22 protein-coding genes are annotated in these 24,518 nt (G+C 67.5%); 8 read left to right on the top strand and 14 right to left on the bottom strand.

Going from position 1 to position 24,518, the window contains the following annotated elements; genetic code table 11:
- Positions 1 to 22 precede the first annotated feature (22 nt).
- Positions 23 to 592 carry a 5-formyltetrahydrofolate cyclo-ligase gene (locus tag AB5S17_RS16870; protein WP_369241472.1) on the top strand — a complete coding sequence of 190 codons (570 nt, stop codon included), beginning with the start codon at positions 23 to 25 and terminating at the stop codon, positions 590 to 592.
- Here the strand turns inward: AB5S17_RS16870 and AB5S17_RS16865 are convergent.
- On the bottom strand, positions 564 to 1,235 hold the full coding sequence (locus tag AB5S17_RS16865; protein ID WP_369241470.1) for a CAP domain-containing protein: 672 nt from the start codon (positions 1,233 to 1,235) through the stop codon (positions 564 to 566). The two genes, AB5S17_RS16870 and AB5S17_RS16865, sit on opposite strands and share 29 nt — an antisense overlap.
- Positions 1,236 to 1,323: 88 nt before the next feature.
- Here AB5S17_RS16865 and AB5S17_RS16860 point away from each other — a divergent pair, with 88 nt between their 5' ends.
- From AB5S17_RS16860 to AB5S17_RS16850, 3 genes are all read left to right on the top strand, one after another.
- Positions 1,324 to 1,968 (top strand): glutathione S-transferase family protein, encoded by a 645-nt coding sequence (locus AB5S17_RS16860; RefSeq protein ID WP_369241468.1) that lies wholly within the window; start codon positions 1,324 to 1,326, stop codon positions 1,966 to 1,968.
- The gene (locus tag AB5S17_RS16855; RefSeq protein WP_369241466.1) at positions 1,968 to 2,789 is read left to right on the top strand and encodes a TIGR00282 family metallophosphoesterase; all 822 of its coding nucleotides are present in this window, start codon (positions 1,968 to 1,970) and stop codon (positions 2,787 to 2,789) included. Before AB5S17_RS16860 ends, AB5S17_RS16855 begins: the two co-directional genes overlap by 1 nt.
- 192 nt (positions 2,790 to 2,981) lie before the next feature.
- Complete coding sequence (locus AB5S17_RS16850) at positions 2,982 to 3,662, top strand: hypothetical protein (protein WP_369241464.1); 681 nt, start codon at positions 2,982 to 2,984, stop codon at positions 3,660 to 3,662.
- Positions 3,663 to 3,761: 99 nt separating this feature from the next.
- Here the strand turns inward: AB5S17_RS16850 and AB5S17_RS16845 are convergent, their stop codons facing one another.
- From AB5S17_RS16845 to AB5S17_RS16810, 8 genes are all read right to left on the bottom strand, one after another.
- Positions 3,762 to 4,745 (bottom strand): ABC transporter ATP-binding protein, encoded by a 984-nt coding sequence (locus tag AB5S17_RS16845; RefSeq protein WP_369241462.1) that lies wholly within the window; start codon positions 4,743 to 4,745, stop codon positions 3,762 to 3,764.
- Positions 4,742 to 5,725, bottom strand: a complete 984-nt coding sequence (locus tag AB5S17_RS16840) for an ABC transporter ATP-binding protein (RefSeq protein WP_369241460.1) — start codon at positions 5,723 to 5,725, stop codon at positions 4,742 to 4,744. Before AB5S17_RS16840 ends, AB5S17_RS16845 begins: the two co-directional genes overlap by 4 nt.
- 38 nt (positions 5,726 to 5,763) lie before the next feature.
- Complete coding sequence (locus tag AB5S17_RS16835; RefSeq protein WP_369241458.1) at positions 5,764 to 6,330, bottom strand: hypothetical protein; 567 nt, start codon at positions 6,328 to 6,330, stop codon at positions 5,764 to 5,766.
- Between the two features lies 1 nt (position 6,331).
- Positions 6,332 to 7,186 (bottom strand): ABC transporter permease subunit, encoded by an 855-nt coding sequence (locus AB5S17_RS16830; protein WP_369241666.1) that lies wholly within the window; start codon positions 7,184 to 7,186, stop codon positions 6,332 to 6,334.
- Between the two features lie 97 nt (positions 7,187 to 7,283).
- On the bottom strand, positions 7,284 to 8,291 hold the full coding sequence (locus AB5S17_RS16825) for an ABC transporter permease subunit (RefSeq protein ID WP_369241456.1): 1,008 nt from the start codon (positions 8,289 to 8,291) through the stop codon (positions 7,284 to 7,286).
- Positions 8,292 to 8,810 (bottom strand): N-acetyltransferase family protein, encoded by a 519-nt coding sequence (locus AB5S17_RS16820; protein WP_369241454.1) that lies wholly within the window; start codon positions 8,808 to 8,810, stop codon positions 8,292 to 8,294.
- Positions 8,807 to 9,655, bottom strand: a complete 849-nt coding sequence (locus AB5S17_RS16815; protein WP_369241452.1) for a hypothetical protein — start codon at positions 9,653 to 9,655, stop codon at positions 8,807 to 8,809. The genes AB5S17_RS16820 and AB5S17_RS16815 overlap by 4 nt, the downstream gene beginning before the upstream one ends.
- 78 nt (positions 9,656 to 9,733) lie before the next feature.
- Complete coding sequence (locus AB5S17_RS16810; protein ID WP_369241450.1) at positions 9,734 to 11,335, bottom strand: ABC transporter substrate-binding protein; 1,602 nt, start codon at positions 11,333 to 11,335, stop codon at positions 9,734 to 9,736.
- A gap of 329 nt (positions 11,336 to 11,664) precedes the next feature.
- Here AB5S17_RS16810 and AB5S17_RS16805 point away from each other — a divergent pair, with 329 nt between their 5' ends.
- Positions 11,665 to 12,303: a hypothetical protein gene (locus AB5S17_RS16805; protein WP_369241448.1), complete on the top strand. Its 639-nt coding sequence runs from the start codon at positions 11,665 to 11,667 to the stop codon at positions 12,301 to 12,303.
- Between the two features lie 227 nt (positions 12,304 to 12,530).
- The gene (locus AB5S17_RS16800) at positions 12,531 to 14,021 is read left to right on the top strand and encodes an MDR family MFS transporter (RefSeq protein WP_369241446.1); all 1,491 of its coding nucleotides are present in this window, start codon (positions 12,531 to 12,533) and stop codon (positions 14,019 to 14,021) included.
- 10 nt (positions 14,022 to 14,031) lie between these two features.
- On the opposite strand, the gene choV is transcribed toward AB5S17_RS16800, so the two are convergent.
- From choV to AB5S17_RS16780, 4 genes are all read right to left on the bottom strand, one after another.
- Positions 14,032 to 15,084, bottom strand: coding sequence for a choline ABC transporter ATP-binding protein (gene choV, locus AB5S17_RS16795; protein ID WP_369241444.1), 1,053 nt, complete (start codon positions 15,082 to 15,084; stop codon positions 14,032 to 14,034).
- A complete protein-coding gene (choW, locus tag AB5S17_RS16790; protein WP_369241442.1) occupies positions 15,081 to 15,920 on the bottom strand; it encodes a choline ABC transporter permease subunit in 840 nt (279 codons plus the stop codon). The genes choV and choW overlap by 4 nt, the downstream gene beginning before the upstream one ends.
- A 92-nt stretch (positions 15,921 to 16,012) precedes the next feature.
- Positions 16,013 to 16,966, bottom strand: coding sequence for a choline ABC transporter substrate-binding protein (locus tag AB5S17_RS16785; protein WP_369241440.1), 954 nt, complete (start codon positions 16,964 to 16,966; stop codon positions 16,013 to 16,015).
- A 116-nt stretch (positions 16,967 to 17,082) separates the two neighbouring features.
- Positions 17,083 to 17,544 carry an Lrp/AsnC ligand binding domain-containing protein gene (locus tag AB5S17_RS16780; protein ID WP_369241438.1) on the bottom strand — a complete coding sequence of 154 codons (462 nt, stop codon included), beginning with the start codon at positions 17,542 to 17,544 and terminating at the stop codon, positions 17,083 to 17,085.
- Positions 17,545 to 17,674: 130 nt separating this feature from the next.
- Here AB5S17_RS16780 and putA point away from each other — a divergent pair, with 130 nt between their 5' ends.
- Positions 17,675 to 20,758: a bifunctional proline dehydrogenase/L-glutamate gamma-semialdehyde dehydrogenase PutA gene (putA, locus tag AB5S17_RS16775; protein ID WP_369241664.1), complete on the top strand. Its 3,084-nt coding sequence runs from the start codon at positions 17,675 to 17,677 to the stop codon at positions 20,756 to 20,758.
- A gap of 407 nt (positions 20,759 to 21,165) precedes the next feature.
- Positions 21,166 to 22,845, top strand: a complete 1,680-nt coding sequence (locus AB5S17_RS16770) for a formate--tetrahydrofolate ligase (RefSeq protein WP_369241436.1) — start codon at positions 21,166 to 21,168, stop codon at positions 22,843 to 22,845.
- 69 nt (positions 22,846 to 22,914) lie between these two features.
- Here the strand turns inward: AB5S17_RS16770 and AB5S17_RS16765 are convergent, their stop codons facing one another.
- Positions 22,915 to 24,327, bottom strand: a complete 1,413-nt coding sequence (locus tag AB5S17_RS16765) for an NAD(P)/FAD-dependent oxidoreductase (RefSeq protein ID WP_369241434.1) — start codon at positions 24,325 to 24,327, stop codon at positions 22,915 to 22,917.
- Positions 24,328 to 24,518 lie beyond the last annotated feature (191 nt).

The raw sequence follows: 24,518 nt of genomic DNA, 5'->3' as shown, positions 1-24,518 counted from the left end.
CAGATTGTCAGGAGGCGAGCCGATGGACGATCTGAAGGACGCGAAGGCGCGGATCAGGCGCGAGGCGCTGGCGCGGCGCGACGCCATGCCGATCGATGTCCGCATCGAGGCCTCGCTCGCCGTCTGCGACGCGCTCGCAGGCGAGTTCCCCGATGTCCCCGATGTCGTCTCGGGCTTCCTGCCGATCCGCTCCGAGATCGATGTCCGCCCGGCGATGATGGCCTTCGCCGACCGGGGTGCGCGGCTCTGCGTTCCCGCCATCGTCGAAGGCCGGCTCGTATTCCGCCATCTCCTGCGCGGTGCCGAGCTGCAGCCGCAGGGCTTCGGCACCTACGCGCCGGGCCCTGACGCGGCCGTCCTCGATCCGGACCTGATGCTGGTGCCGCTCGCCGCCTTCGACAGGCGGGGCGGGCGGATCGGCTATGGCCGCGGCTACTATGACAGCGCGATTGCAGCCCTGCGGACGAAGGGGCGGGCGCCGGTGCTGGTCGGTGTCGCCTTCGCCTGCCAGGAGGTGGATTGCGTTCCGACGGAGCCGCACGACGTGCCCCTGCCGCTGATCGTCACTGAAGCCGGATGCCACCGGAACTGACCGGCAGGGTCGGGGTGCGCCGGTGCGTGTCGGGCGTGCCGAGGACCAGCGCCCAATAGGGCTGGCCGTTCGGGCCGGTCGCCGCGGCGAAGCCCATTTCGGTGACGCGCGGATTGAGGAGATTGGCGCGGTGGCCGGCGGAGTTCTCCCAGCCGGTCATCACCGCCGCGGTCGAGGCGTAGTTCCAGCCGATGTTCTCCGCCGCCGCGGCCGCGTCGTAGCCGGCGAGGTCGAGGCGCCCGCGCAGGTCGCCGTCGAGCGTATGGCTGAGTTCGCCCTTTGCCGCCATTGCCCGCGCCTGGCGCTCGGCCGCCTTGTCGAGCACGGCCGCGTACCGCACCGGCGGCAAGCCGCTCCTGGCGCGGAAGCGGTTCACCTCGGCGAGCGCGCCGCCGCGATCGACGCTGATCTCGTGCGTGCCGGAGAGGCTCACCGAACCGGGCGCCCCCGCGCAGCCGGCAAGGGTCGCCGCGAGGACAGCCGCAGCGAGGCCCCCGCGCAGCCGTCGGCCGAGGCCGAGCCGTCTCATGTCCGGCCGCCGCGTTCCGTTCATGGGTCCGTCCCAGTCCGGCATGCTCTGCCGGCGCGCATTGGTCTGCATCGTCGTTCCGCTCCTTGCGTTCCAGGCCATCTGCCGCAGCATCTAGCCCATCCTTCCTTCGCCGGGCTGGCGTCCTAGCTTGGCGAACGGGAATGGCTTACGGCGAACCACGGCTTTTCAAGGACGCGACATGATCGACCTCTACACCTGGCAGACGCCGAACGGGGAGAAGCCCATCCTCATGCTCGAGGAATGCGGTCTCGACTACGATCTCCACATGGTCGACATCTCGACCGGCGCGCAGAAGGCGCCGGACTTCCTCGCGATCAATCCGAACGGCAAGATCCCGGCGATCGTCGACCGCGACAACGGCCAGCGGGTGTTCGAGTCCGGTGCGATCCTGATCTATCTCGCGGAAAAGGCCGGCCGCTTCCTGCCGGCCTCGGGGCCGGAACGCGCCGAGACGTTCGGCTGGGTGTTCTTCCAGGTCGGCAATACCGGGCCGATGCTCGGTCAATGGCACCATTTCAACGCCTTCGCCGACGAGAAGATCCCCTATGCGATCGAGCGCTACCGCAAGGAATCGCTGCGCGTTCTCGGGGTCCTGAACGACCGCCTGAAAGAGCGCGACTACCTCGCCGGGGACTATTCCATCGCCGACATCATCAATTTCGGCTGGGCACGCTCCGGCGTCTCCGGGCTGAAGGACGAGGGCGCCGGCGATCTCGGGGCTCTGAAGGCCTGGATCGAGCGCGTCGGCTCGCGTCCCGCGGTGAAGACCGCGCTGGAAAAGCTCGACGCGGCCAAGCGCGCGGCCAAGCCGGTCGCGCCCTGATGCGCTTCCTCTTCCTCGGCGACATGGTCGGCCGCTCCGGCCGCAACGCCGTGTTCCAGCGCCTGCCCCGCCTCGTCGCCGACTGGAAGCTCGACTTCGTCGTGGTCAACGGCGAGAACTCGGCCGGCGGCTTCGGCATCACCGAGGCGATCTTCGAGGAGACGCTTGCCGCCGGCGCCGACGTGGTGACCACCGGCAACCACGTCTGGGACCAGCGCGAGGCGCTGGAATTCTCCACCCGTCACGACCGGTTTCTCCGGCCGGCCAATTACCCCCCCGGCGCGCCCGGCAACGGCTCCGGTCTGTTCGAGGCCAAGAACGGCGCCCGCGTGCTCGTCGCCAACGTCATGGGCCGGGTGTTCATGAGCCCGGACCTCGACGATCCCTTCGCCTGCGCCGACCGCCTCGTCGCCGCCTGCCCGCTCGGCGAACAGGCGGATGCCGTGATCTTCGACTTCCACGCCGAGGCGACCAGCGAGAAGCAGTCCTTCGCGCATTTCCTCGACGGGCGCGTCTCCGTCGTCGTCGGCACGCACACCCATGTGCCGACCGCGGACCACCAGATCCTCGTCGGCGGCACGGCCTACCAGTCCGACGCCGGCATGTGCGGCGACTACGACTCCTCCCTCGGCATGGAGAAGGAGGAGCCGCTGAACCGCTTTCTCACCAAGGTGCCGCGCGGGCGGTTCGAGGCGGCGCAAGGGCCGGCGACCATTGCGGGCCTTGCCGTCGAGATCTCCGACCGCACCGGTCTTGCGGAGAAGGTCGCCGCGATCCGGCTCGGCGGACGTCTGTCGGCGAGCGTTCCCGATTTCTGGTAGCGGTCGAGCGTCGGGAGCGTTTCACGAACCGGTGATTGTTGCGCAAAGGCCGCAGACCGCGTGCCAAAACGGCGTAAGCGTGGCCGTCGGCACAATCAGAACCAAATGGCGGCGTATGGTGAGGCTCGCATCGGATAGCCTGCTCTATCCTGTGCCGCAGGCCTGCTCCCATTACAGAAGACGCTAATCTCGATGAAAATCGTTTCCACCCTTTGCGCTGCCGTCCTGGCGGTGGCGACTCTCGGAGGCTGCACCTCCACCTCCACCGCTTCGAGCCAGACCTACGGCTCGCCCGCGAGCGAACTGGCCGCGACCGGCAAGACCGTCGGCTTCGTGCCCTATTCCGGCAAGAGCGCGGTCGGCATCCTCGCCAAGCCCTATTTCATTTCCTTCCGCGGCCGGAACGCGCTGAGCTACGGGCATTCCTTCGTGGTGTTCGGCGAGCTCGATTCGCGCGGCAACGTGCCCTACAACACCAAGGGCGTGCTGATCCCCTCGATGACCGAGGTCGCGGGCCTGCATCCGGCCTCGACGAGCAACGTGCCCTATGCGCTCGGCCACCTGATCGCGGTCCCCTCGGAGACCGGCCCTTCCGACGGCGACACCGAACTCGGCTATCTTGAAGCCGAGATGACGATCCCGCTCTCCCCCGAGGAGTACAAGCGCGTGGTCGCCTATATCCGCAAGCTGCAGCGCACCAGCCCGCTCTGGCAGGCCGAGATCTACAACTGCTCGTCCTTCACCAACGACATCGCGTCGTTCATGGGGCTGCACACGGCGAACCATCTGCTGTTCCCGCCGAACTACATCATGGCGCTGCGGCGCGCCAATCCGGGCGTCAAGACGCTGCCGGGCGTCACCTACAAAGGCTGACACGGATCCGGCCGGGCGCGGGATCTCCCCGCACCCGGCGACCGGCATCTCGGGCGGGTGCCGCGAGCAGGCGGCGCAGCCGCGCCATGAACTGATCGGTCAGTTCGCCGCCGGCAGCCGTCCCTCGTCCACCGCGAAGCACGCCACGTCGGTCGGCCCGTGCTGCTTGAGCAGCGGCAGTTCGCTGCGGCAGCGGTCGTTGGCGAAGGGGCAGCGCGGGTTGAAGGGGCAGCCGGGCGGCGGGTTGAAGGGCGAGGGGAGCTCGCCGGTCAGCTTGATGCGCTGGCCCTTCGACTTCGGGTCCGTCGCCGGCGTCGCCGAGAGCAGCGCGCGCGTATAGGGGTGCAGCGGGTTGGCGTAGAGCGCGTCGACCGGCGCGATCTCGACCGGGCGCCCGAGATACATCACCATCACCCGGTCTGCGACATGCTTCACCACCGAGAGATCGTGGCTGATGAAGATATAGGTGAGGCCCAGCCGCTCCTGCAGGTCGGCGAGGAGGTTCAGGATCTGCGCCTGGATCGAGACGTCGAGCGCCGAGACCGGCTCGTCGAGGACGAGGATCTTCGGCTCCAGGATGATCGCCCGCGCGATCGCGATGCGCTGGCGCTGGCCGCCGGAGAACATGTGGGGGTAGCGGGCATAGTGCTCGGGGCGCAGGCCGACTTCCGCCAGCGCCGTCTCGGCCCGCTTGCGCCGCTCGGCCGCCGACAGCTGCGTGTTGATCTTCAGCGGCTCCTCGATGATCGCGCCGACCTTCTGGCGCGGATTCAGCGCGCCATAGGGATTCTGGAAGACGATCTGCACGGTGGAGCGGAGCTTCTTCTGGTCGCCCGTGCCCTTGCCGGTGATGGTGACGCCGTCGATCGTCAGCTGCCCTTCGGTCGGCGTCTCGATCAGAGTCAGCATGCGGGCGAGGGTGGACTTGCCGCAGCCGCTCTCGCCGACGATCGCCAGCGTCTCGCCCTCCTCGACGGCGAAGGTCGCGTCCTTGACGGCCTTCAGGCCGAGCGGCTTCTGGAACAGGCCGCGGCGGACGTCGTAGACCTGGCTCACATCTTCGGCGGTGACGATGGCGCTCATTCGGCGGCACTCACTTCTGCGGGCACGTTCAGGGGGTAGTGGCACAGCGCCTCGCCCAGCGCCGGCGGCTGGCGCGGCGGCACGATGGTGCGGCAGCGGTCGTCCGCCTTCGGGCAGCGCGGGTTGAACAGGCAGCCGTCCGGCCGGTCCCCCTGGCCGGGCACCACGCCCGGAATGGTCGGCAGGCGCGAGCCGGTGGAGCGCTCGGGGATCGCGGCGAGCAGCGCCGAGGTGTAGGGGTGATGCGGCGCGTCGAACAGCGTCGCGACCGGCTGGCGCTCGACCTGCTGGCCGGCATACTGCACGATCACCCGCTCCGCCGTCTCGGCGATGACGCCCATGTCGTGGGTGATCAGGATCATCGCCATGCCGCGCTCGCGCTGCAGGTCGAGCAGAAGGTCGAGGATCTGCGCCTGGATGGTGACGTCGAGCGCCGTCGTCGGCTCGTCGGCGATCAGGAGCTTCGGCTCGCAGGCGATCGCCATGGCGATCATCACGCGCTGGCTCATGCCGCCGGAGAGCTGGTGCGGAAACGCCTTCATGCGCCGCTCGGGCTCGGAGATGCCGACCTTCTGCAGGAGCTCCAGCGTGCGCTCGTAGCGCTCCTTGCGGCCGAGGCCGAGATGCACCTTCAGCGTTTCGCCGATCTGGAAACCGACGTTGAAGCAGGGGTTCAGGCTGGCGATCGGCTCCTGGAAGATCATCGCCATGTCCTTGCCGACGATCTTGCGCCGTTCGGAGGCGGACATCGCGCGCATGTCGCGGCCCTCGAAGCGCATCTCGTCGGCCGTCACGGTGGCCGACGGCGGCAGGAGGCCCATCAGGCCGAGCATGGCGACGGACTTGCCGGAGCCGGACTCGCCGACGATGCCGAGCACCTCGCCGGGCTCGACCGTGATGTCGACGCCGTCGACCGCCTTGAACGGGCCGGAGGCCGTGTCGAAGGTGACGGACAGGTTGCGGAGGGAGAGAAGGGGCATGCTCTTACACCGGGAGGCAAAAAGGCATATATTGCGCTTTAAGCAGGATCTGGAGATTTGTCATGGTCGGCCCCATTCGTCCTCTGGTTTGAAGCCACGCGGCTCCGCTGAGGCACCGTTGCGCCTGATTCGGCGATGAAGGTTTCCAACGCGTTGAGCGCTTCGCCAGCCGCTACTTTCTGATCAGCTAACGCGATTAGGAGATTGCGACGGTACCGCCTGCGTTCTTCCGGGCTCTGGCCGCTGTACGCCTGTGACCCCAGGAAGTCGGTCAGCATGTTAGATTGTTCGGCCAAGCGGTAATACAATACGATTTGGTGAATCACCGGCTGCGGCAGGATAGAAAGATCTGCCTTCAGTGCATCGAAGACAAAGTCCGTCCGGTCGGATGGGCCGGCCGGCAGTTCGTTTTCCAGAAGGTAGGCTGCCTCGGCTTCGCTATTCTGGTCATCTGCCGCACTTTGCCCCGCCGAGATCTCGGCGTGGAGTGCGAAGACCATGTCGATCTGCCGGTCCCGCCTGCGGTGCAGATCGAGCAGACGCTCCAGGCCCTTGCCGAGAAACGCGCCGAGCAGGACTCCGAGGAGGCCGACGAAGGCAGCCATCTCAGCTCCGCTTCATCTTCGGGTCGAGCGCGTCTCTGAGGCCGTCGCCGATGAGGTTGATCGCCAGGACGGTGATCAGGATGGCGAGGCCGGGGAAGGTGACCACCCACCAGGCGCTCTGGATGAACTCGCGGGCCTCGGCGAGCATCGTGCCCCATTCCGGCGTCGGCGGCTGCGCGCCCATGCCGAGGAAGCCGAGCGCTGCGGCGTCGAGGATGGCGTTGGAGAAGGACAGCGTCGCCTGGACGATCAGCGGGCCGAGGCAGTTCGGCAGGATCGTCACCACCATCAGCCTGAGCGGGCTCGCCCCGACGACCTTGGCGGCGGTGACGTATTCGCGCCGCTTCTCGCTCATCACCGAGGCGCGCGTCAGCCGGACGAAATGCGGCTGAAGGACGAGCGCGATGGCGATCATCGCATTGGTGAGGCCGGGGCCGAGCACCGCGACGAGGACGAGGGCGAGGAGCAGCGAGGGGAAGGCGAGGATGACGTCCATCACCCGCATGATGACCGTGTCGACCCAGCCGCCGACATAGCCGGCGACGAGCCCGATGGCGATGCCGACGCTCACCGCCACCACCACCACGACGACGCCGATGAACAGCGAGTAGCGCGAGCCGTAGATGAGGCGCGAGAGAATGTCGCGGCCGATCGCGTCGGTGCCGAGGAGATAGGTCCAGCTGCCGCCCGTCTGCCAGACCGGCGGCACGAGCTGCGCATTGTTGTTGGTCAGATCCGGCGAATGCGGCGCGAGCAGCGGCGCGGCGAGCGCCGTCAGCACCACGAGAGCGAAGACGACGAGGCCGAGAACGGCGCCGCGGTTTTCGGAGAAGTAGTACCAGAACTCCTCCAGCATCTGCCGCCGCGGGCTCTTGCGCTGGATCGGATCGGGAAGGTCGGTGCCGACGCCCTCTTCGGCTTCCTGGGCGGTGATATGGCTCATCGCGAGTCTCCTATTTCGCCCGGACGCGCGGATTGATCACGCCGTAGAGGAGATCGACGACGAGATTGACGAGCATGATGATCATCGCGATCAGCAGAAGTCCGCCCTGGACGACGGGGTAGTCGCGGCGGAACACCGAATCCACCATCCACTTGCCGATGCCCGGCCAGGAGAAGATCGTCTCGGTCAGGATCGCGCCGGCCATCAGCACGCCGACCTGCAGGCCGATCGTCGTCACCACCGGGATCAGTGCGTTGCGCAGTGCGTGGACGCCGACGACGCGGGCGCGCGCCAGCCCCTTGGCCTTCGCGGTGCGGACATAGTCCTCGCCGAGCACCTCGAGCATCGCCGAGCGCGTCTGCCGGGCGATGACGGCGAGCGGAATCGTCGCCAGCACGATCGAGGGCAGGATCAGGTGCGACACCGCCGAGCCGAAGGCGCCCTTCTGGCCCGAGAGGAGCGAATCGATCAGCATGAAGCCGGTCACCTGGGGGAAATAGTAGAGCAGCGAGATGCGGCCGCCGACCGGCGTCCAGCCGAGCACGCCGGAGAACAGGATGATCAGCAGCAGGCCCCACCAGAAGATCGGCATGGAATAGCCGACGAGGGCCGCGCCCATGATACCCTGGTCGAACCAGGAGCCGCGCTTGACCGCGGCGAAGACGCCGGCCGGCACGCCGAGGCCGACGGCGATGACGATGGCGCAGAGCGAGAGTTCGAGGGTCGCGGGGAACAGCGTGAAGAACTGCGTCGCGACGCCGCGCTTGGTGACGATCGACGTGCCGAAGTCGCCGTGGAAGAGACCCCAGAGATAGGAGAGGTACTGCATGTAGAGCGGCCGGTCGTAGCCGAGCTCGTGCATGATGGCGGCATGGCGCGACGCGGCCATCACCCGCTCGCCGGACATCAGCGCGACCGGGTCGCCCGGCAACAGGCGGATGAAGGCGAAGGCGACGATCGACACCCCGATGAAGGTCGGGATCAGGACCAGGACGCGCGACAGGAAGAAACGAAGCATTCAGCTGACCGTCTTGGGCGCATGCAGCGCCTTTTCGTAGCGAAGGATGGGGATGACCATCTCCCCGTCCTCCGTCTCGACCGGATAATCCACCTTGGCCGCGAAGCGCCAGCCCCGCTTCTCGTAGAAGCGGCGCGCCCGCGCATTGGCCTCGTTCACCACCAAGAAGGCGTTGTCAACGCCGCGCCGCGCGAGAAGCGCTTCCGCGGCGTCCATCAGCGCCCCTGTGACGCCGCTGGTTCCCCGAAAGGCCGGCGCGACGAAGACCTGTTCGGCCTCGTCATGGTGCAGGCGGACGAAACCGGCGACCGCGCCGTCCGCTTCGGCGACGAGCACGTCCTCCAGCCGCTCGCCGGACCGGCGCTGGAAGGTCTCCCATGTGCGGTGGCGCATCAAGGCCTCCGGCACGTGCCCGAGATGCGCCTCGCGCCAGCCCTCGTACCAGATTGTGGCGATGCCCGGAACGTCCTGCGGCCGGGCGGCGCGGATCGGGAACGCCGAGGCAGGCTCGGGCGTCATCGGTCGCGCCCCATGCGGCGAAGCGCGATGCGGCTCGCATGCGAGCGCACCGCGTGGGCAAGCACCTCGAACAGCGGCGCCCCGTCGTCGTAGCCCGGCGGCGCCAGCGCGTCGGGACGCTGCGCCTGCAGCATCTCGCCCTCGGCGGCGAACCCGCCGTCGCGGGAGACGGCGATCGCGAAGCCGCCGACCGAGCGGACGAACTCGAATGCCTGCAGATCGGAGGCGCCGTCGCCGACATAGACCAACTGGTCGAAGGCGACGCGCAGATCCGCCTCGCTCTTGTCCGCATTGGTGCGCGAGGGCGCGTTGGCGCCGTCGGTGTCGATGCCCTTGGCGAGCGCCTGGATGTAGCGGACCTTTTCGGGATGCGAAATCATGCTGCGCACGCCGCGCACGGCGCCGCTCTCCTCGACGTCGAGCCGCGAGCCGAAAGTCCGGTCGAAGGCGCTCGCGACGGGATGCGCGCCGAAGACGTCGCGGTAGCCGGAGGAGACGATGGCGAACTCCAGCTCGACGGCCGGATCGACCGCGCGCGCGACTGCGCGCAGCCGCTCCGGCATGGTCTCCGCCCCCGCAAAGCCGCGCGTCGTACGGCCCGCCTCTTCGACATCGGCGATCGTGACGGTCTTGCCGGCCGCGACGCACATGCGGCGCAGGCCCTCGAACTTCGCCAGGATGTCGTCCCAGCCATTGTCGCCGAGCGGCCGGTAGAAGTCGGACTTCCAGGTGTCGACGTTGAAGCCCATCACGGCGACGAGCCGCTCGAAGCTATCCTCGCCGAGCGTCCAGTCGAAGTCGAAGGCGAGCAGGATGCGCTGCTGGAACGGGTGGGTCGCGGTCATCGCCGATATCGGACCTCATAATGGAGAAGGGGCGGCCGGAGCCGCCCCTTCGATCGGTTCGCAGGAAGAGCTAGGCCCTTACTGCTCGATATCCACGCCGTCGAAGCGGTGATAGCCGAGCGGATCCTGCACGAAGTTCTTCACCGACTTCTGCATCGGCATGAAGACCTTCGAGTGGTCGATGGTCAGCCAGGGCGCCTGCTGCTTGAAGATCACCTGGGCCTTTTCGTAGAGCTTGGCGCGCTCGGCCTGGTCGGAGACCTCCTTGGCCTTCTTGGTCAGCGCGTCGAAGTCCTTGTCGCACCACTGGGCGCGGTTGTTGCCGCCGACGCCGTCGCAGCCGAGCAGGGTCGAGAGGAAGTTGTCGGGATCGCCGTTGTCGCCGGTCCAGCCGAGCATCACGGCGCCGTCGCGGTCCTTGGCCTTCGACTTCGTCAGGTACTCGCCCCACTCGTAGGAGACGATCTGCGCGTCGACGCCGATCTTCTGCAGGTCCGCCTGCATCAGCTCCGCCGCGCGGCGCGCGTTCAGCATGTAGGGGCGCGACACCGGCATCGCCCAGATCTTCATCTTCAGGTTCTTGACGCCGGCGTCCGCCAGCATCTTCTTGGCCTTCTCCGGATCGTACGGATCGTCCTTGATGGCGTCGTTATAGCCCCACATCGTCGGCGGGATCGGGTTCTTGGCCGGCGTCGCCGCGCCCTGGAACACCGCGTCGATGATCGCCTGCTTGTTGATCGCCATGTTGAGGGCCTTGCGGACCTCCGGCTTGTCGAACGGCGCCTGCGTCGTGTTGTAGGCGAGATAGGCGATGTTGAGGCCGTTCTGCTCCTCGACCTTCAGGTTCGGATCGGCCTTCAGCGACGCGACGTCCGCCGCGTTCGGATAGGGCATGATCTGGCACTCGTTGGCCTTCAGCTTCTGCGCGCGCACCGAGGCGTCGGTGGTGATCGCGAAGATCAGGTCGTCGATCGGCTGCTTGCCCTTGTAGTAGTCCGGGTTCGCCTTGTAGCGGATGACCGCGTCCGGCTGATAGGCGACGAACTGGAAGGGGCCGGTGCCGAGCGGCTGCTGGTTCAGCATCTGCATCTGGTTGTCGGCCTTGAGCTTGTCGGCATATTCCTTCGACATGATCGAGGCGAAGTCCATCGCGAGATCGGCGATGAACGGGGCTTCGGGATGCTTCAGCTTGAACTTCACCGTCATGTCGTCGACCTTCTCGATCGACTGGATGAGGTCCGGGAAGCCCATGCTCGCGGCGTATTCCCAGCTGGCGCCGTTGACGTACTGGTTCCACGGGTTCTTCGGGTCGAGCTGGCGCTCGAAGGAGAAGATCACGTCGTCGGCGTTCATCGTCCGGGTCGGCGTGAAGAAGTCCGTCGTCTGGAACTTCACGTTCGGCCGCAGCTTGAAGGTGTACTCCGTCCCGTCCTTGGAGATCTTCCAGGACTCGGCGAGACCCGGCTCGGTCTCGGTCGATCCGTGCTTGAACTCGACCAGGCGGTTGTAGACCGTGCGCGAGGCGGCATCGAAGGTGGTGCCGGCGGTGTAGAGGCCGGGATCGAAACCTTCCGGCGACGCCTCGGAGCAGTAGACCAGCGTCTTGGCCTGAGCCGAAGCCGCGGAACCGAGCGCCAAGGCGAGCGCGCTCGCGGCGAGAAGCCGGGTGACGAGTTTCATGAATGACACCTCCTGTCAGGATCGCGGATTTTTCTCATCCGCTGAAGGCCGGCATCCGACACATTTTGCCGCGACATGGCAAGGGCGTCCGGCGCGAAATTCGTCAGTTTCATGGTCATTTCCCGTTTTGGCTAATGCCTGGGCAGGTGCCTGCGGGAATGGGGCTTGCGGGACCGAGCGAAGACGAACATCGCCGGTTTGCAAGATGGCGAAGCGTAATGACGGCTTTATGATTCGGCCCATCCCTTCTGGCCGGTAGTCTTCGCGTCGACCGGCCGGGTTATGCCCGGCTGGTTGGCCGATCCTCTTCGAATGATCAGGAGCCTTCCGTGTCGCTTCGCATCTTCGGTCGGTATGTCTCGGTCGCGGTTCTGGCTGCCCTTTCTGCGCTCCCTTCCGGCGTGCTGGCCGATGACGGCGCCACCAGCCCTTCGGCGACCCTGCCCACACCCGCCGACCCGTCGAGCGGCAGTCGCGATGCCCGTCGCGACAGGCTGTTCGAGGCCCTGCGCTCGGCTCGCAGCGAGGCGGCCGCGAGAGCCGCCGAGAGCGCGATCTGGCAGATGTGGATGCAGGCGCCGGACACCGAAACGGGGCGGCTGCTGGCCGAGGCGATGCGGCGGCGCGAGAGCTACGACTTCGCCGGCGCCCGCGAGCTGTTGGACGAGGCCGTCGCACGGGCGCCGAACTATGCCGAGGCCTACAACCAGCGCGGCTTCGTCCGCTTCCTGCAGGACGACGATGACGGGGCGCTGGAAGATGTCGACCGGGCGATCGCGCTCGAACCGAGGCATTTCGCCGCCATGGCCGGCCGGGCGCTGATCCTGATGCGCCAGGGCCGTGCCGAGCTGGCGCAGCAGCAGCTGCGCGCGGCACTCGCGATCGATCCCTTCCTGAAGGAACGGGCGCTGCTGGCACCGAGCCCGGAGAACCCGCCCCTGGCGCCGCGGCCGGGGGTGGATCTCTGAGCGGTTCCGGCCCGAGCGGCGGCCGTTGGACGGCGTGCACGCGTCCGTGAAGCAGCCGCTTCATTACCGGCTTGTCAGCTTGCCCCGGCGGGCCTATGGCAGCGTCGCAAGACTCCCTTAGCGATACCCTTTCCAAGGCTCCGGACCGCGGGCGCGACGCCCTGTCTCTCCCGGCCTCGCCCGCCAGCCGCCCACCGGCGACGCTGCCCACCATCGGTCCGACCCAAATGCCTGAAAATCAGACGCTGCGCCGTCCCTTCATCGTCGCCTCGATCATGGCCGCGATGACGATGATCGCCATCGAAGCCACCATCGTCTCGACGGCGATGCCGCAGATCGCCGGACAGCTCGGCGACCTCCACCTCTATTCCTGGGTCTTTGCGTCCTTCCTCCTGACGCAGACCGCCATGACCGTCGCCTTCGGCAAGCTCGCGGACCTCTACGGCCGCCGGCCCATCCTCCTGCTCGGCATCGCGATCTTCCTGGTCGGCTCGATCCTGTGCGGCTTCGCCTGGTCGATGCCCTCGCTGATCGCCTTCCGGCTGATCCAGGGGGTGGGGGCCGGCGCCATCCAGCCGGTCGCGATCACCGTCGTCGGCGACATGTACACCGTCGAGGAGCGGGGCAAGGTGCAGGGCTGGCTCGCCTCCGTCTGGGGCATCGCCTCGGTGGTCGGGCCGCTCGCCGGCGGCCTGATCATCCAGCACGTCTCCTGGGCCTGGATCTTCTGGATCAACGTGCCGATCGGCATCCTCGCCGCGGCCGGCTTCATCGCCTTCCTGCACGAGGGGATCACGCCGCAAAAGCGCAAGATCGACGTCCTCGGCGCAACGCTCTTCGCCATCGCCGTCGCGGCCCTGATGGTGGCGCTGACGGAGGTCGGCTCCTCGGCCGCCACCGTCGTCGTGTCGCTCGTCGTCGCCGTCGTGACCGGGACCCTGTTCCTCGTCCAGGAGCGGCGGGCGAAGGACCCGATGGTGAGCATCTCCCTGTGGACGCGCCGCTCGATCGCCACCACCAATGCGGCGACGCTGCTCAGCGGCATGACCGTCATCGGCCTGACGACCTTCCTGCCGATGTATGTGCAGGGCGTCCTCGGCTATTCGCCGCTCGTCGCCGGCTTCACCTTGACCGCCATGGTGCTCGGCTGGCCGATCGGTGCGACGGTCGCCGCGCGCAACTTCTCCCGCTTCGGCCTGAGGCCGATCCTGCTCTTCGGCGCGGCGCTCCTGCCGCTCGGCGCGGTCGTCTTCGTCTTCCTGCGGCCGGGCACGCCCGCGGCGGTCGCGGCGGCGGGCTCGGTCGTCATGGGCTTCGGCATGGGCTTTTTGACCAACGCCGCGATCGTCATCATCCAGAGCGCCGTCGGCTGGAACGAGCGCGGGGCGGCGACCTCCTCCAACATCTTCGCCCGCAATCTCGGCTCGACCCTTGGCGCCACCGCGCTCGGCGCGGTGTTCAACGTCAGCCTGACGAACAGCGGGCACGGCGTAAACTTCGACCGCATCCAGCGCTTCCTCGACCAGCCGGGCCAGATCGTCGCCGATCCGGCGACGCAGGCCGCGCTCGCCCATTCGCTGAACCTGACCTTCTGGGCGATGTTCGCCGTCTCCGCGCTGACACTGGTGCTGTCGCTGATGGTGCCGAAGAAGGGCGACGCGCCCCGGCCGGAGGTGGCCGAGGCGGCGGCGGAGGCGCCTGTGGTGATGCTGGAATAGAGCCGGCGCTCTATTCCCGGTGCCGTTCCAGCGCGTCGACGATGTCCTGCGCCGAGATCTGGCCGAGGATCTGGCCCTTCTTCGAGACGACGACGGTGCCGCGGCTCTCCGAGACGACGGCCATCACCTTCTTCAGCGGCGTCTCCGGTTCGGCCATCTGCGCGACATGGGCCGGGGTCGAGCCCGCCTTGTCCTTCGGCAGGGGCTTCATCACGTCGCCAGCGGTGAGGACGTTCAGCGGGTTCATGTGGGCGACGAAGTCGGAGACGTAGTCGTCCGCCGGCCGGAGCACGATGTCCTGCGCCGTGCCGACCTGGACGATGCGGCCGCCCTCCATGATGGCGATGCGGTTGCCGATCTTGAAGGCTTCGTCCAGATCGTGGCTGACGAAGATGATGGTCTTCTGCAGCCGCTGCTGGAACTCCAGGAGCTCGTCCTGCAGGCGCGAGCGGATGAGCGGGTCGAGCGCCGAGAAGGGCTCGTCCATCAACAGGATCGGCGCGTCGGTGGCGAAGGCGCGGGCAAGGCCGACGCGCTGCTGCATGCCGCCGGAGAGCTCGCCCACGCGGTTGTCCGCCCAGTCCTTCAGGCCGACGAGTTCGAGCTGGTTCATCACCCGCTCGCGGCGCTTGGACTTTGGCTCGCCGGCGAGTTCCAGGCCGAGGCCGACATTGTCGGCGACTGTGCGCCAGGGGAGCAGCGCGAACTGCTGGAACACCATTGCCACCTCGTGGCGGCGCAGGTCCCGAAGGCGCTTGGCGCCGCAGGCCCTCGGATCCACCTCGCCGCGGCCGGTGTCGACCACGACGCGGCCGCGGGTGATCGGGGCGAGGCCGTTGACGCCTCTGAGCAGCGTCGACTTGCCGGAGCCGGACAGGCCCATCAGCACGGCGATCTCGCCCTGCTGAATGTCGAGACTGGCATTGGTGACGCCGAGCGTGGCGCCGGTCTCTTCGCGGATCTCCGCGCGGGTCTTGCCGGCATCGGCGAGCGGGAGGGCCTTTTCGGCGTTCTTGCCGAAGACGATCGAGACGTTCTGGAAGGAGACGATGGGATTGCTCACCGGCCGGACTCCTCGACGCGGAAGAAGCGATCGAGGATGATCGCGAGGAGGACGATGGCGAGGCCGGCCTTGAAGCCGTCACCGACATTGATGGCGTTCAGCGCGCGCAGCACCGGCACGCCGAGGCCTGGCGCGCCGACGAGGGCCGCGATGACCACCATCGACAGCGAGAGCATGATCGTCTGGGTGAGGCCCGCCATGATCTGCGGCAGGGCGTAGGGGATCTCGACCTTGAACAGGCGCTGCATCGGTGTCGCGCCGAAGGCGTCGGCGGCTTCGATCAGCTGGCGCGGCGTCGAGGCGATGCCGAGCCGGGTGAGGCGGATCGAGGCCGGCAGCGAGAAGATCACCGTCGCGACGAGGCCGGGCACCATGCCGAGGCCGAACAGGATCAGCGCCGGGATCAGATAGACGAAGGTCGGGATCGTCTGCATCAGGTCGAGGATCGGGCGCAGGATGATGTAGACCCAGTCGCGCCGTGCCGCGGCGACGCCGAGCGGTACGCCGACGACCATGCAGACGGTGGTCGCCGCCAGCACCAGCGACAGCGTCTGGGTGGTCTCCTCCCAGTAGCCGAGATTGATGATCAGGAGCAGGCCGCACAGGGTGAACAGCACGATGCCGATCGAGCGGCGTGCGAACCAGGCGATGGCGCAGAAGACGGCGACGACGATGAAGGGGTGCGGCGCCTGCAGCACATAGAGGATGGCGTCGACGAAGGCGCCGAAGACATTGGTCAGCCCGTCGAAAAAGAAGGTGAAGTTGGCCGTCAGCCAGTTGGTGAACGCCTCGGCGTAGTCGCCGATCGGCAAGGGGTGGTTTTCAAGCCATTCCACGGAGAACGCGATCCTCTTCGAAAACGGGTCTCGACATTATGAAGAAGGCCGGCAGAACCGGCCTTCTTGCAAGCGGTTTTTCAGACAGCCGATCAGGACGAGATGCCGAGCGAGCTCTTGACCGCCGCCAGGCCGTCCTTGCCGTCCATCGTCTTGACGCCGTCGAGCCACTTGTTCAGCGCGCCCGGATTGGCCTTCAGCCACTCGGTCGCGGCCTGCTTGGGCTCTTCCTTCTTGTCGAGGATCTTGCCCATGATCTGGTTTTCCATGTCCAGATTGAAGGTCAGGTTGTTCAGGAGCTTGCCGACGTTCGGGCAGTCCTGGACATAGCCCTTGCGGGTCACGGTGTAGACCGTCGCGCCGCCGAAGTTGGGGCCGAAATATTCGTCGCCGCCGGTCAGGTACTTGATGTCGTAGTTGGTGTTCATCGGGTGCGGCGCCCAGGCGAGGAAGACGATGCCCTTCTTGGACTTGGTGGCGCGGGCGACCTGGCTGAGCATGCCCTGCTCCGAGGACGCGACGAGATCGAAGCCCTTGAGGTCGAACTTGTCCTTCTTGATCATGTCGAGGATCTTGGCGTTGCCCTCGTTGCCCGCCTCGATGCCGTAGATCTTCCCGTTCAGCTGCTTCTTGAACTTGTGGATGTCGGAAAAGTCGTGCAGGCCCTTGTCGTAGAGGTATTTCGGCACCGCCAGCGTGTACTTGGCGCCCTCGAGGTTCTTGTGGACGCGCACGATCGAGCCGTCTTTGACGTACTTTCCGATCGCCTCGGTCTGGGCCGGCATCCAGTTGCCGAGGAAGACGTCGATATTGTTGTTGGCGAGCGAGGCGAAGGTCACCGGCACCGAGAGGATCTTGACGTCGGGCTTGTAGCCGAGGCCGGTCAGGATCTTGCTGGTGACGGCCGTCGTCGAGGTGATGTCGGTCCAGCCCACGTCCGACAGGCGAACGGTCTTGCAGCTGGCGGCGTCCTGCGCCTGGGCCGGAAGGGCCATCGCGAGAGCCGCGAACAGCGACAGACCTGCAAGGCTACGGGAAAGCTTCATCGAGATCTCCTTGTTGAAACGCTCCGCCCGGACGGCCGGACGGACACGTGCGTTCGATTGATTATTGCGTCAATCAACGAAGGACGCAACATTTTGCGGCAGATTTATCTGGCTGCCTAAAACGCGATCGCAGACGTGTTCTTCACCTCTTCCATCACGGCATAGGTGTGGGTCTCGCGTACGCCCGGCAGCACAAGCAGCTTTTCGGAAAGGAACGCGCGATAGGCGGACATGTCTTCGACGCGAGCCTTGATGAGATAATCAAAGCCGCCGGCAACCATATGGCACTCCATCACATCGGCAAGGGCGCCCACCGCCGCCTTGAACTCGGAAAAGACTGCGTCCGAGGTGCGATCCATCTTCACCTCGACGAAAACGATCATGCCGCGTCCGAGCTTGGCGGGGTTGAGCCGCGCGACCGTCCCGAGGATGAAACCGTCGCGCGTCAGGCGCTTGACGCGTTCGGCCGTCGCGGTCGGCGACAGACCGACACGCTCGGCGAGTTCCAGATTGCTGAGCCGCCCGTTCGCCTGCAGCGCGTGGAGGATCTTTCGGTCCTTCTGGTCGATTTCCATCATACTCCCCGAAAATTCCCGGCCGGCGGAGCATATCCCCCGAAGCAGCGCCTGTCTTTGGTGAGAAGCACGGGGCGACCTTTGCTAAAGGATCCTCCAGCCCAGCCCTTCAGGAGCCGCTTCCATGACCGCGATGCCCGCCCCCTTCTCGGCCCCTTTCGCTCCCGACGATGCCGGGGCGGTGCGGGCGCTGCTCGCCGCCTCGGACGGCTGGACCCATGACGAGGCGGCGGTCGATGCACGGGCCCGGCAACTGATCGAGGGGATCCGCAAGGGCTCCGGCGGGATCGGCGGCGTCGAGGACTTCCTGCGCGAGTTCGGCCTGTCGAGCCGCGAGGGCCTGGCGCTGATGATCCTCGCCGAGGCGCTCCTGCGGGTGCCGGACGCCGCGACGCAGGACCGGCTGATCGAGGACAAGATCGGCACCGGCGACTGGGAGAACTACGAGGGCGGCGACGACCGCATGTTGACCGCGGCCTCCGCCTGGGCGCTCGGCATTTCGGCCCGGATCGTCAAGCCGGGCGAGACGCCGCAGGGCGTCCTGAAGGGCCTCGTGCGACGGATCGGCGCACCGGCGGTGCGCCAGGCGACCCGCCAGGCGATGCGCTTCCTCGGCCGGCACTTCGTGCTCGGCGAGACGATCGAGGATGCGCTGGAGCGCGCGCGCGCCTTCGAGAAGAAGGGCTACCGGCACTCCTACGACATGCTGGGCGAGGGCGCCCGCACCGCCGCCGACGCCGAGCGCTACTTCCAGTCCTATGCCGGCGCGATCGAGAAGATCGGCCGGAAGGCCGGCAACAAGGCGCTGCCGGACCGGCCGGGGATCTCGGTGAAGCTCTCGGCCCTGCATCCGCGCTACCAGCCGACGCAGCGCGAGCGGGTGATGCGGGAACTGGTGCCGAAGGTGGCGGCTCTGGCGAAGCTGGCGCAGAGCTACGACCTGAACCTGACGATCGACGCCGAGGAGGCCGAGAGGCTTGAACTCTCGCTCGACGTCATCGACGCCGTGGCGAAGGACTTCGACTTCAAGGGCTGGCAGGGCTTCGGCCTCGCCATCCAGGCCTATCAGAAGCGGGCGCTCGCCGTCATCGAGCACATCGACCGGCTGGCCGAGGCGCGCGGCGTCCGGATGATGGTGCGGCTCGTGAAGGGCGCCTACTGGGACACCGAGATCAAGCACGCCCAGGAAAAGGGCGTCGACGGCTATCCCGTCTTCACCCGCAAGCCGGCGACGGACCTCTCCTATCTCGTCGCGGCGAAGTCGCTGCTCTCCCGCCGCACCCGGCTCTATCCCCAGTTCGCCACCCACAATGCCCTGACGGTCGCGACGATCGTGGAGATGGCGGGCGACGACCTCACCGGCTTCGAGTTCCAGCGCCTGCACGGCATGGGCGAGGCGCTCTACGAGACCATGCGCCGGACGTTGCCCGCCCCCGTCGCCTGCCGGATCTACGCCCCGGTCGGCGGCTACCGCGATCTTCTCGCCTATCTCGTGCGGCGGCTGCTCGAGAACGGTGCCAACTCCTCCTTCGTCGCGATGGTCGGCGACGAGGCCGTGCCGGTGGAGAAGCTGCTGGTGCGTCCGCGCGACGTGCTCGCCGGCGGCCCTGCGCGCCACCCGAAGATCGGCCTGCCGCAGGATCTTTTCGGCGACCGGAAGAACTCGAAGGGGATCGAGTTCGGCGACCGGCGCGCCGTGGCAGGCTTCCTCGCCGAGCGGGACCGGACTCCGGCGAAGGCGCTGGAAGCCAGATGCGGCTTTGCCGCCGGAAGCAGCGAGCCGGTGGAGGTCCGCTCGCCGGTGGACGGGCACGTCGTCGGCCGCAGCCATCACCTGTCTGCCGAGGCGGCGTCGGCGCTGGTCGCCGAGGCGGCGAAGCATGTCCGGGCGACGGAAGCCGTCAAGCCCGCCGAGCGCGCCGCCCGGCTGCGCAAGGCTGCCGAGCTGATGGAGGCACGCACCGGCGCGCTGATGCAGCTGCTCGCCTCCGAGGCGGGCAAGACCATCGACGACGGCATCGCCGAGATCCGCGAGGCCGTCGACTTCCTGCGCTTCTACGCCGCCGAGGCGGAGCGGCTGTTCGCGGCGCCGAGCCTGATGCCGGGGCCGACCGGCGAGGAGAACCGCCTCGTCTACCGCTCGCGCGGCGTCGCGCTGTGCATCTCGCCGTGGAACTTCCCGCTGGCGATCTTCACCGGCCAGGTCGCCGCGGCGCTCGCCGCGGGCAATGTCGTCATCGCCAAGCCGGCGGAGCAGACGCCGCTGATCGCGTCGATGGCGGTGGATCTCCTGCACGAGGCGGGGTTCGCGAAGGAGAGCCTGTTCCTCGCGCCCGGCGACGGCGCGACCGGCGCGGCGCTCGTCGCGCATCCTACGACCGCCGTCGTCGCCTTCACCGGCTCGACCGAGACGGCGCATGCGATCAACCGCGCGCTCGCCGCCCGCAACGCGCCGATCGCGCCGCTGATCGCCGAGACCGGCGGCATCAACGCCCTGATCGTCGACGCGACCGCGCTGCCCGAGCAGGTCGCCGACGACGTCGTGATGTCGGCGTTCCGCTCGGCCGGACAGCGCTGCTCGGCGCTGCGCCTCCTGTTCGTGCAGGCCGACGTCGCCGACAGGATGGTCGAGATGATCGCGGGTGCCGCCGCGGAGCTGACCATCGGCGACCCGCACGACCTTGCCACCGACATCGGCCCCGTCATCGACGCCGAGCAGCACCGGATGCTCGCCGACCACGCGGCGAAGATGGCGCGCGAGCAGCGCGTCGTGTTCGAGGGCGCGCTGCCTGCCGGTCTGCCGCCCGAGGGGCACTGGTTCGCGCCGCGGATCGTCATGGTCGACCGGCCGGAGGCGGTGGAGCGGGAGGTCTTCGGCCCGATCCTGCATGTCGTGCGCTGGAAGGCGGGAGAATTGGAGAAGGTCTGCCAGGCGATCGAGCGCACGGGCTACGGCCTGACGCTCGGCATCCACAGCCGCATCAACGACACCGCGCTGTTCGTCGCCGAGCGGCTGACCGTCGGCAACGTCTACGTCAACCGCAACATCATCGGCGCCATCGTCGGCTCGCAGCCCTTCGGCGGCTCCGGCCTCTCGGGCACGGGGCCGAAGGCGGGCGGCCCGAACTACGTCGCGCGCTTCGCTCGCGAACAGGTGATCTCGGTGAACACTGCGGCAGCCGGCGGCAATGCCAGTCTCATTGCTATGGAGTCGTAGCAAACGGGTGACAGCATCCTCCCGCGAATGTGGTATGTTTGGCCGTCGAGGGCGAGGTTGTTTGCGATGGCCGTCTTCCTCCCAACCGGCCATCCGTGATCTTGACCTCTTCGACTTCGTCGTCTGGCGTTTCTCCTCCCGACGCCGCGTTGCGACGATCATGGAATGAAGAGCCCGGTGCCGATGGCGCCGGGCTTCTCTCTTTCGAATGGCAGGCTGCTTGCGCCGGCAAGGCCGACGGCCGGGGAAGACTTGGTTCGCCTCGCTGACGTCTCGGTTGAACTGGAGGCCTCTTCGCCGCCAGAGTTCAAGTCGCAGCGGACTCTTGATGACGCGGCCTGCGCCTGTGGCAATCGCCTGCCGTCTCCCCTATGGTCCGTCGATCATCCGCCAAGCGACATGAGGCCATGACAGACGTTCCTTCCGATATCGCCATCGCCAGGGCCGCCAAGAAGCGGCCGATCCGCGACGTCGCCGCGACTCTCGGCATCGGCGAGGCCGACCTCGTCCCCTATGGCCACGACAAGGCGAAGATCTCGGCGGACTTCATCAAGTCGCTTCAGGGGCGCCGGGACGGCCGGCTGATCCTCGTCACCGCCGTCAACCCGACGCCGGCGGGCGAGGGCAAGACGACGACCACGGTCGGGCTCGGCGACGGGCTGAACCGGATCGGCAGACAAGCCGCGATCTGCATCCGCGAGGCCTCGCTCGGCCCGAACTTCGGCATGAAGGGCGGCGCGGCCGGCGGCGGCTACGCGCAGGTGGTGCCGATGGAGGAGATGAACCTCCACTTCACCGGCGACTTCCACGCCATCACCACGGCGCACAACCTCCTCGCCGCGATGATCGACAACCACATCCACTGGGGCAACGAACTCGGCATCGACTCGCGCCGCGTCACCTGGCGGCGCGTCATCGACATGAACGACCGGGCGTTGCGCGACATCGTCGCCTCGCTCGGCGGGCCGGCCAACGGCTATCCCCGCGAGACCGGCTTCGACATCACCGTCGCCTCGGAAGTCATGGCGATCCTCTGCCTCGCCGAGGACCTGAAGGACCTGGAGAGGCGGCTCGGCGACATCATCGTCGGCTATCGCCGCGACAGGAGGCCGGTGACCGCGCGCGACCTGAAGGCGGACGGCGCCATGGCCGTGCTCCTCAAGGACGCCATGCAGCCGAACCTCGTGCAGACGCTGGAGAACAACCCGGCCTTCGTGCATGGCGGCCCGTTCGCCAACATCGCGCATGGCTGCAACTCCGTCGTCGCCACCAAGACCGCGCTGAAGCTCGCCGACTACGTCGTCACCGAAGCCGGCTTCGGCGCCGATCTCGGGGCGGAGAAGTTCTTCGACATCAAGTGCCGCAAGGCGGGCCTAAAGCCGGACGCGGCGGTGATTGTCGCGACGGTGCGGGCGATGAAGATGAACGGCGGCGTCGCCAAGGCCGATCTCGGCGTCGAGAACGTCGACGCGGTGACGGCGGGATGCGCCAATCTCGGCCGCCACATCGAGAACGTCAAAAGCTTCGGCGTGCCGGTGGTCGTCGCGATAAACCACTTCGCCTCGGACACCGAGGCCGAGATCGCCGCGCTCAAAGCCTTCGCGCAGGCCAAGGGCGTCGAGGCGATCCTCTGCCGCCACTGGGCCATGGGCTCGGCGGGGATCGAGGACCTGGCGCACAAGGTCGTCGAACTCGCCGATTCCGGCGCCGCGGACTTCCGGCCGATCTATGGCGACGACCTCTCCCTGTTCGACAAGATCGAGACGGTGGTGAAGCGGATCTATCGCGGCGCCGAGGCGACGGCGGACACCTCCGTGCGCCAGCAGCTGGCGGCCTGGGAGGAGGCCGGCTACGGGCGCCTGCCGGTCTGCATGGCGAAGACGCAGTATTCCTTCTCGACCGACCCGACGCGGCGCGGTGCGCCGGAGGGATTCTCCGTGCATGTGCGCGAGGTTCGCCTGTCGGCCGGCGCCGGCTTCGTCGTCGCGATCTGCGGGGAGATCATGACCATGCCCGGCCTGCCGTCGAAGCCGGCGGCGGAGACGATCCGGCTGAACGACGAAGGGCAGATCGAGGGGCTGTTCTGAAGCTGTGGAGCGAGCCGCAGCGCTCGCTCCACCACTCGCCCGGACTGATGTCGCAGCCGGAGGGCCGGTTCAGGCGGCGTCGGCCTTCGAGTTCTTCCCGACGGCGTCCGCCATCCGCTCGCTCATCGCCCTGAGGCCCGCAATGCCTTCGGCCTCGCTGCGGACCATCGCCTGCGGCTCGCCGACATAGGCCGCAACGTCATCGTTGCGGCGAAGCGTGCGGAAGTAGACGTCCTCCATCAGAATGTGCGCGAACTCGCCGTTGCGGCCGATGCTGTAGAGGCCGTCGACGCCCGTGGTCTGCGCGAAGCGCTGGCGCTCTTCCTCGTAGTCGAGATGGTAGACGGGGTAGGAGATCGGCGTCTTCATGATGCCGCCGGCGCCGAGATATTTGCCGCGCAGATGCGGGTAGAGTTCGCTGAGGCCGTCGAGGCAGATCTCGGCCAGCTTCTCGTCGGACATGGTCCAGTGTTCGTCGCCGACCTGGCAGCCGATGTCGAAGGTGATCAGCGTCTTGCCCTGCGGCGCCAGCCACGGCATCGAGATCGGCGTCTCGGTCAGCCGGAAGAAGGGCAGGTCGCGGCGCGGCACCCAGAGCATGGTGTCGGGCAGATGGTGGCGCCCGTCGAAATGCAGGTTGACGAAGATCATCGGCCGGTAGCGGAAGCGCGCGAGATGGTCGAGCGCGTCCGTCCCCTCCATCAGCTTCGGCAGGACGTGGACCGGCGCGGTGGAGATCACCGCCGATGCCTCGATCGTCTCGCCATGGACGCGCACGCCCTTCACGGCTCCGTCCTCGACCAGGATCTTCTCGACCGGCGATTCCAGCCGGACGAGATGGCGGACCTCGGCAAGCGTCGGCTCGAGCAGCTTGGCGATGCCGCCTTCGGGGTAGACGTGGTAGATGCCGGCGCCCTCCCGCCGCTCGTGCGAATAGCCGATGCAGACGGCACGGCCGGTCATCCGCGCGGACGCCTTGAGGTAGAGCGTCTTCAGCGCGCCGTTCATCATCTTGTTGCCGACGGCCGGCGACAGCCGGTCGGCCGGCGCGCCCGACCAGGCCTCGGCCAGCGGGATCGCGACCTCTTCGGCGAGCGCGTCGCCATAGCTCTGGCGGAACCAGTCGGCGGCGGTCGCCGCCTCGCCGTGCTGGAGCCTCGCGGCGAGAGCGCCGCGGGCGAAGCGCGGGGACCGCATCAGGCCGAAGGGATAGCCGTAGCTCTTGCCGCCAAGATGGACGGCCTCGCCATAGTGCTTCACGGTCCGGCAGATATGGCCGGCACCCAGCGCCTTGGCGAGGCGATTGTTCACGAAGTGCGCGCCGAAGTCGTAGGTGAAGCCGGCGGGGTCCTTGAAGGAGGACATCATGCCGCCGACCGCCTTGCCGGCCTCGAAGACGATGACGGAAAAGCCGCGCCGGTTGAGGTCGGCAGCAGCGGTCAGGCCGGCGATGCCGGCTCCCAGTATGGCGATCGGCTTCATCTTTCGTCCCTTCGCAAGCCTCCGCGGATGCCATCGGCCGGTCGGCCGGCATGTGAGCGGAGCGCGCATCATGCGCGAGGACGATCTGTGCGCGAGTTCCTTAAGGCGGCATTTCCGCATCACGAAAACTTGGCCGCCGACGGCGGAAAACCCTCAGATATCGTTGCGAAAGCCTTAACCGCAGCCGTCGG

Origin of the sequence: Jiella sp. M17.18 (assembly GCF_041027365.1) — a bacterium.
GTDB lineage: Bacteria > Pseudomonadota > Alphaproteobacteria > Rhizobiales > Rhizobiaceae > VKMB-3413.
The sequence above is the reverse complement of the archived record's forward strand: the minus strand, read 5'-3'. Positions and strand labels throughout refer to the sequence as shown.

Bases quoted from the DNA above. Each gene is read 5' to 3' on its own strand.
- AB5S17_RS16870 (WP_369241472.1), top strand. From the start codon at position 23: ATGGACGATCTGAAGGACGCGAAGGCGCGGATCAGGCGCGAGGCGCTG.
- AB5S17_RS16865 (WP_369241470.1), bottom strand. From the start codon at position 1,235: ATGCTGCGGCAGATGGCCTGGAACGCAAGGAGCGGAACGACGATGCAG.
- AB5S17_RS16860 (WP_369241468.1), top strand. From the start codon at position 1,324: ATGATCGACCTCTACACCTGGCAGACGCCGAACGGGGAGAAGCCCATC.
- AB5S17_RS16855 (WP_369241466.1), top strand. From the start codon at position 1,968: ATGCGCTTCCTCTTCCTCGGCGACATGGTCGGCCGCTCCGGCCGCAAC.
- AB5S17_RS16850 (WP_369241464.1), top strand. From the start codon at position 2,982: ATGAAAATCGTTTCCACCCTTTGCGCTGCCGTCCTGGCGGTGGCGACT.
- AB5S17_RS16845 (WP_369241462.1), bottom strand. From the start codon at position 4,745: ATGAGCGCCATCGTCACCGCCGAAGATGTGAGCCAGGTCTACGACGTC.
- AB5S17_RS16840 (WP_369241460.1), bottom strand. From the start codon at position 5,725: ATGCCCCTTCTCTCCCTCCGCAACCTGTCCGTCACCTTCGACACGGCC.
- AB5S17_RS16835 (WP_369241458.1), bottom strand. From the start codon at position 6,330: ATGGCTGCCTTCGTCGGCCTCCTCGGAGTCCTGCTCGGCGCGTTTCTC.
- AB5S17_RS16830 (WP_369241666.1), bottom strand. From the start codon at position 7,186: ATGCTGGAGGAGTTCTGGTACTACTTCTCCGAAAACCGCGGCGCCGTT.
- AB5S17_RS16825 (WP_369241456.1), bottom strand. From the start codon at position 8,291: ATGCTTCGTTTCTTCCTGTCGCGCGTCCTGGTCCTGATCCCGACCTTC.
- AB5S17_RS16820 (WP_369241454.1), bottom strand. From the start codon at position 8,810: ATGACGCCCGAGCCTGCCTCGGCGTTCCCGATCCGCGCCGCCCGGCCG.
- AB5S17_RS16815 (WP_369241452.1), bottom strand. From the start codon at position 9,655: ATGACCGCGACCCACCCGTTCCAGCAGCGCATCCTGCTCGCCTTCGAC.
- AB5S17_RS16810 (WP_369241450.1), bottom strand. From the start codon at position 11,335: ATGAAACTCGTCACCCGGCTTCTCGCCGCGAGCGCGCTCGCCTTGGCG.
- AB5S17_RS16800 (WP_369241446.1), top strand. From the start codon at position 12,531: ATGCCTGAAAATCAGACGCTGCGCCGTCCCTTCATCGTCGCCTCGATC.
- AB5S17_RS16785 (WP_369241440.1), bottom strand. From the start codon at position 16,966: ATGAAGCTTTCCCGTAGCCTTGCAGGTCTGTCGCTGTTCGCGGCTCTC.
- AB5S17_RS16780 (WP_369241438.1), bottom strand. From the start codon at position 17,544: ATGATGGAAATCGACCAGAAGGACCGAAAGATCCTCCACGCGCTGCAG.
- putA (WP_369241664.1), top strand. From the start codon at position 17,675: ATGCCCGCCCCCTTCTCGGCCCCTTTCGCTCCCGACGATGCCGGGGCG.
- AB5S17_RS16770 (WP_369241436.1), top strand. From the start codon at position 21,166: ATGACAGACGTTCCTTCCGATATCGCCATCGCCAGGGCCGCCAAGAAG.
- AB5S17_RS16765 (WP_369241434.1), bottom strand. From the start codon at position 24,327: ATGAAGCCGATCGCCATACTGGGAGCCGGCATCGCCGGCCTGACCGCT.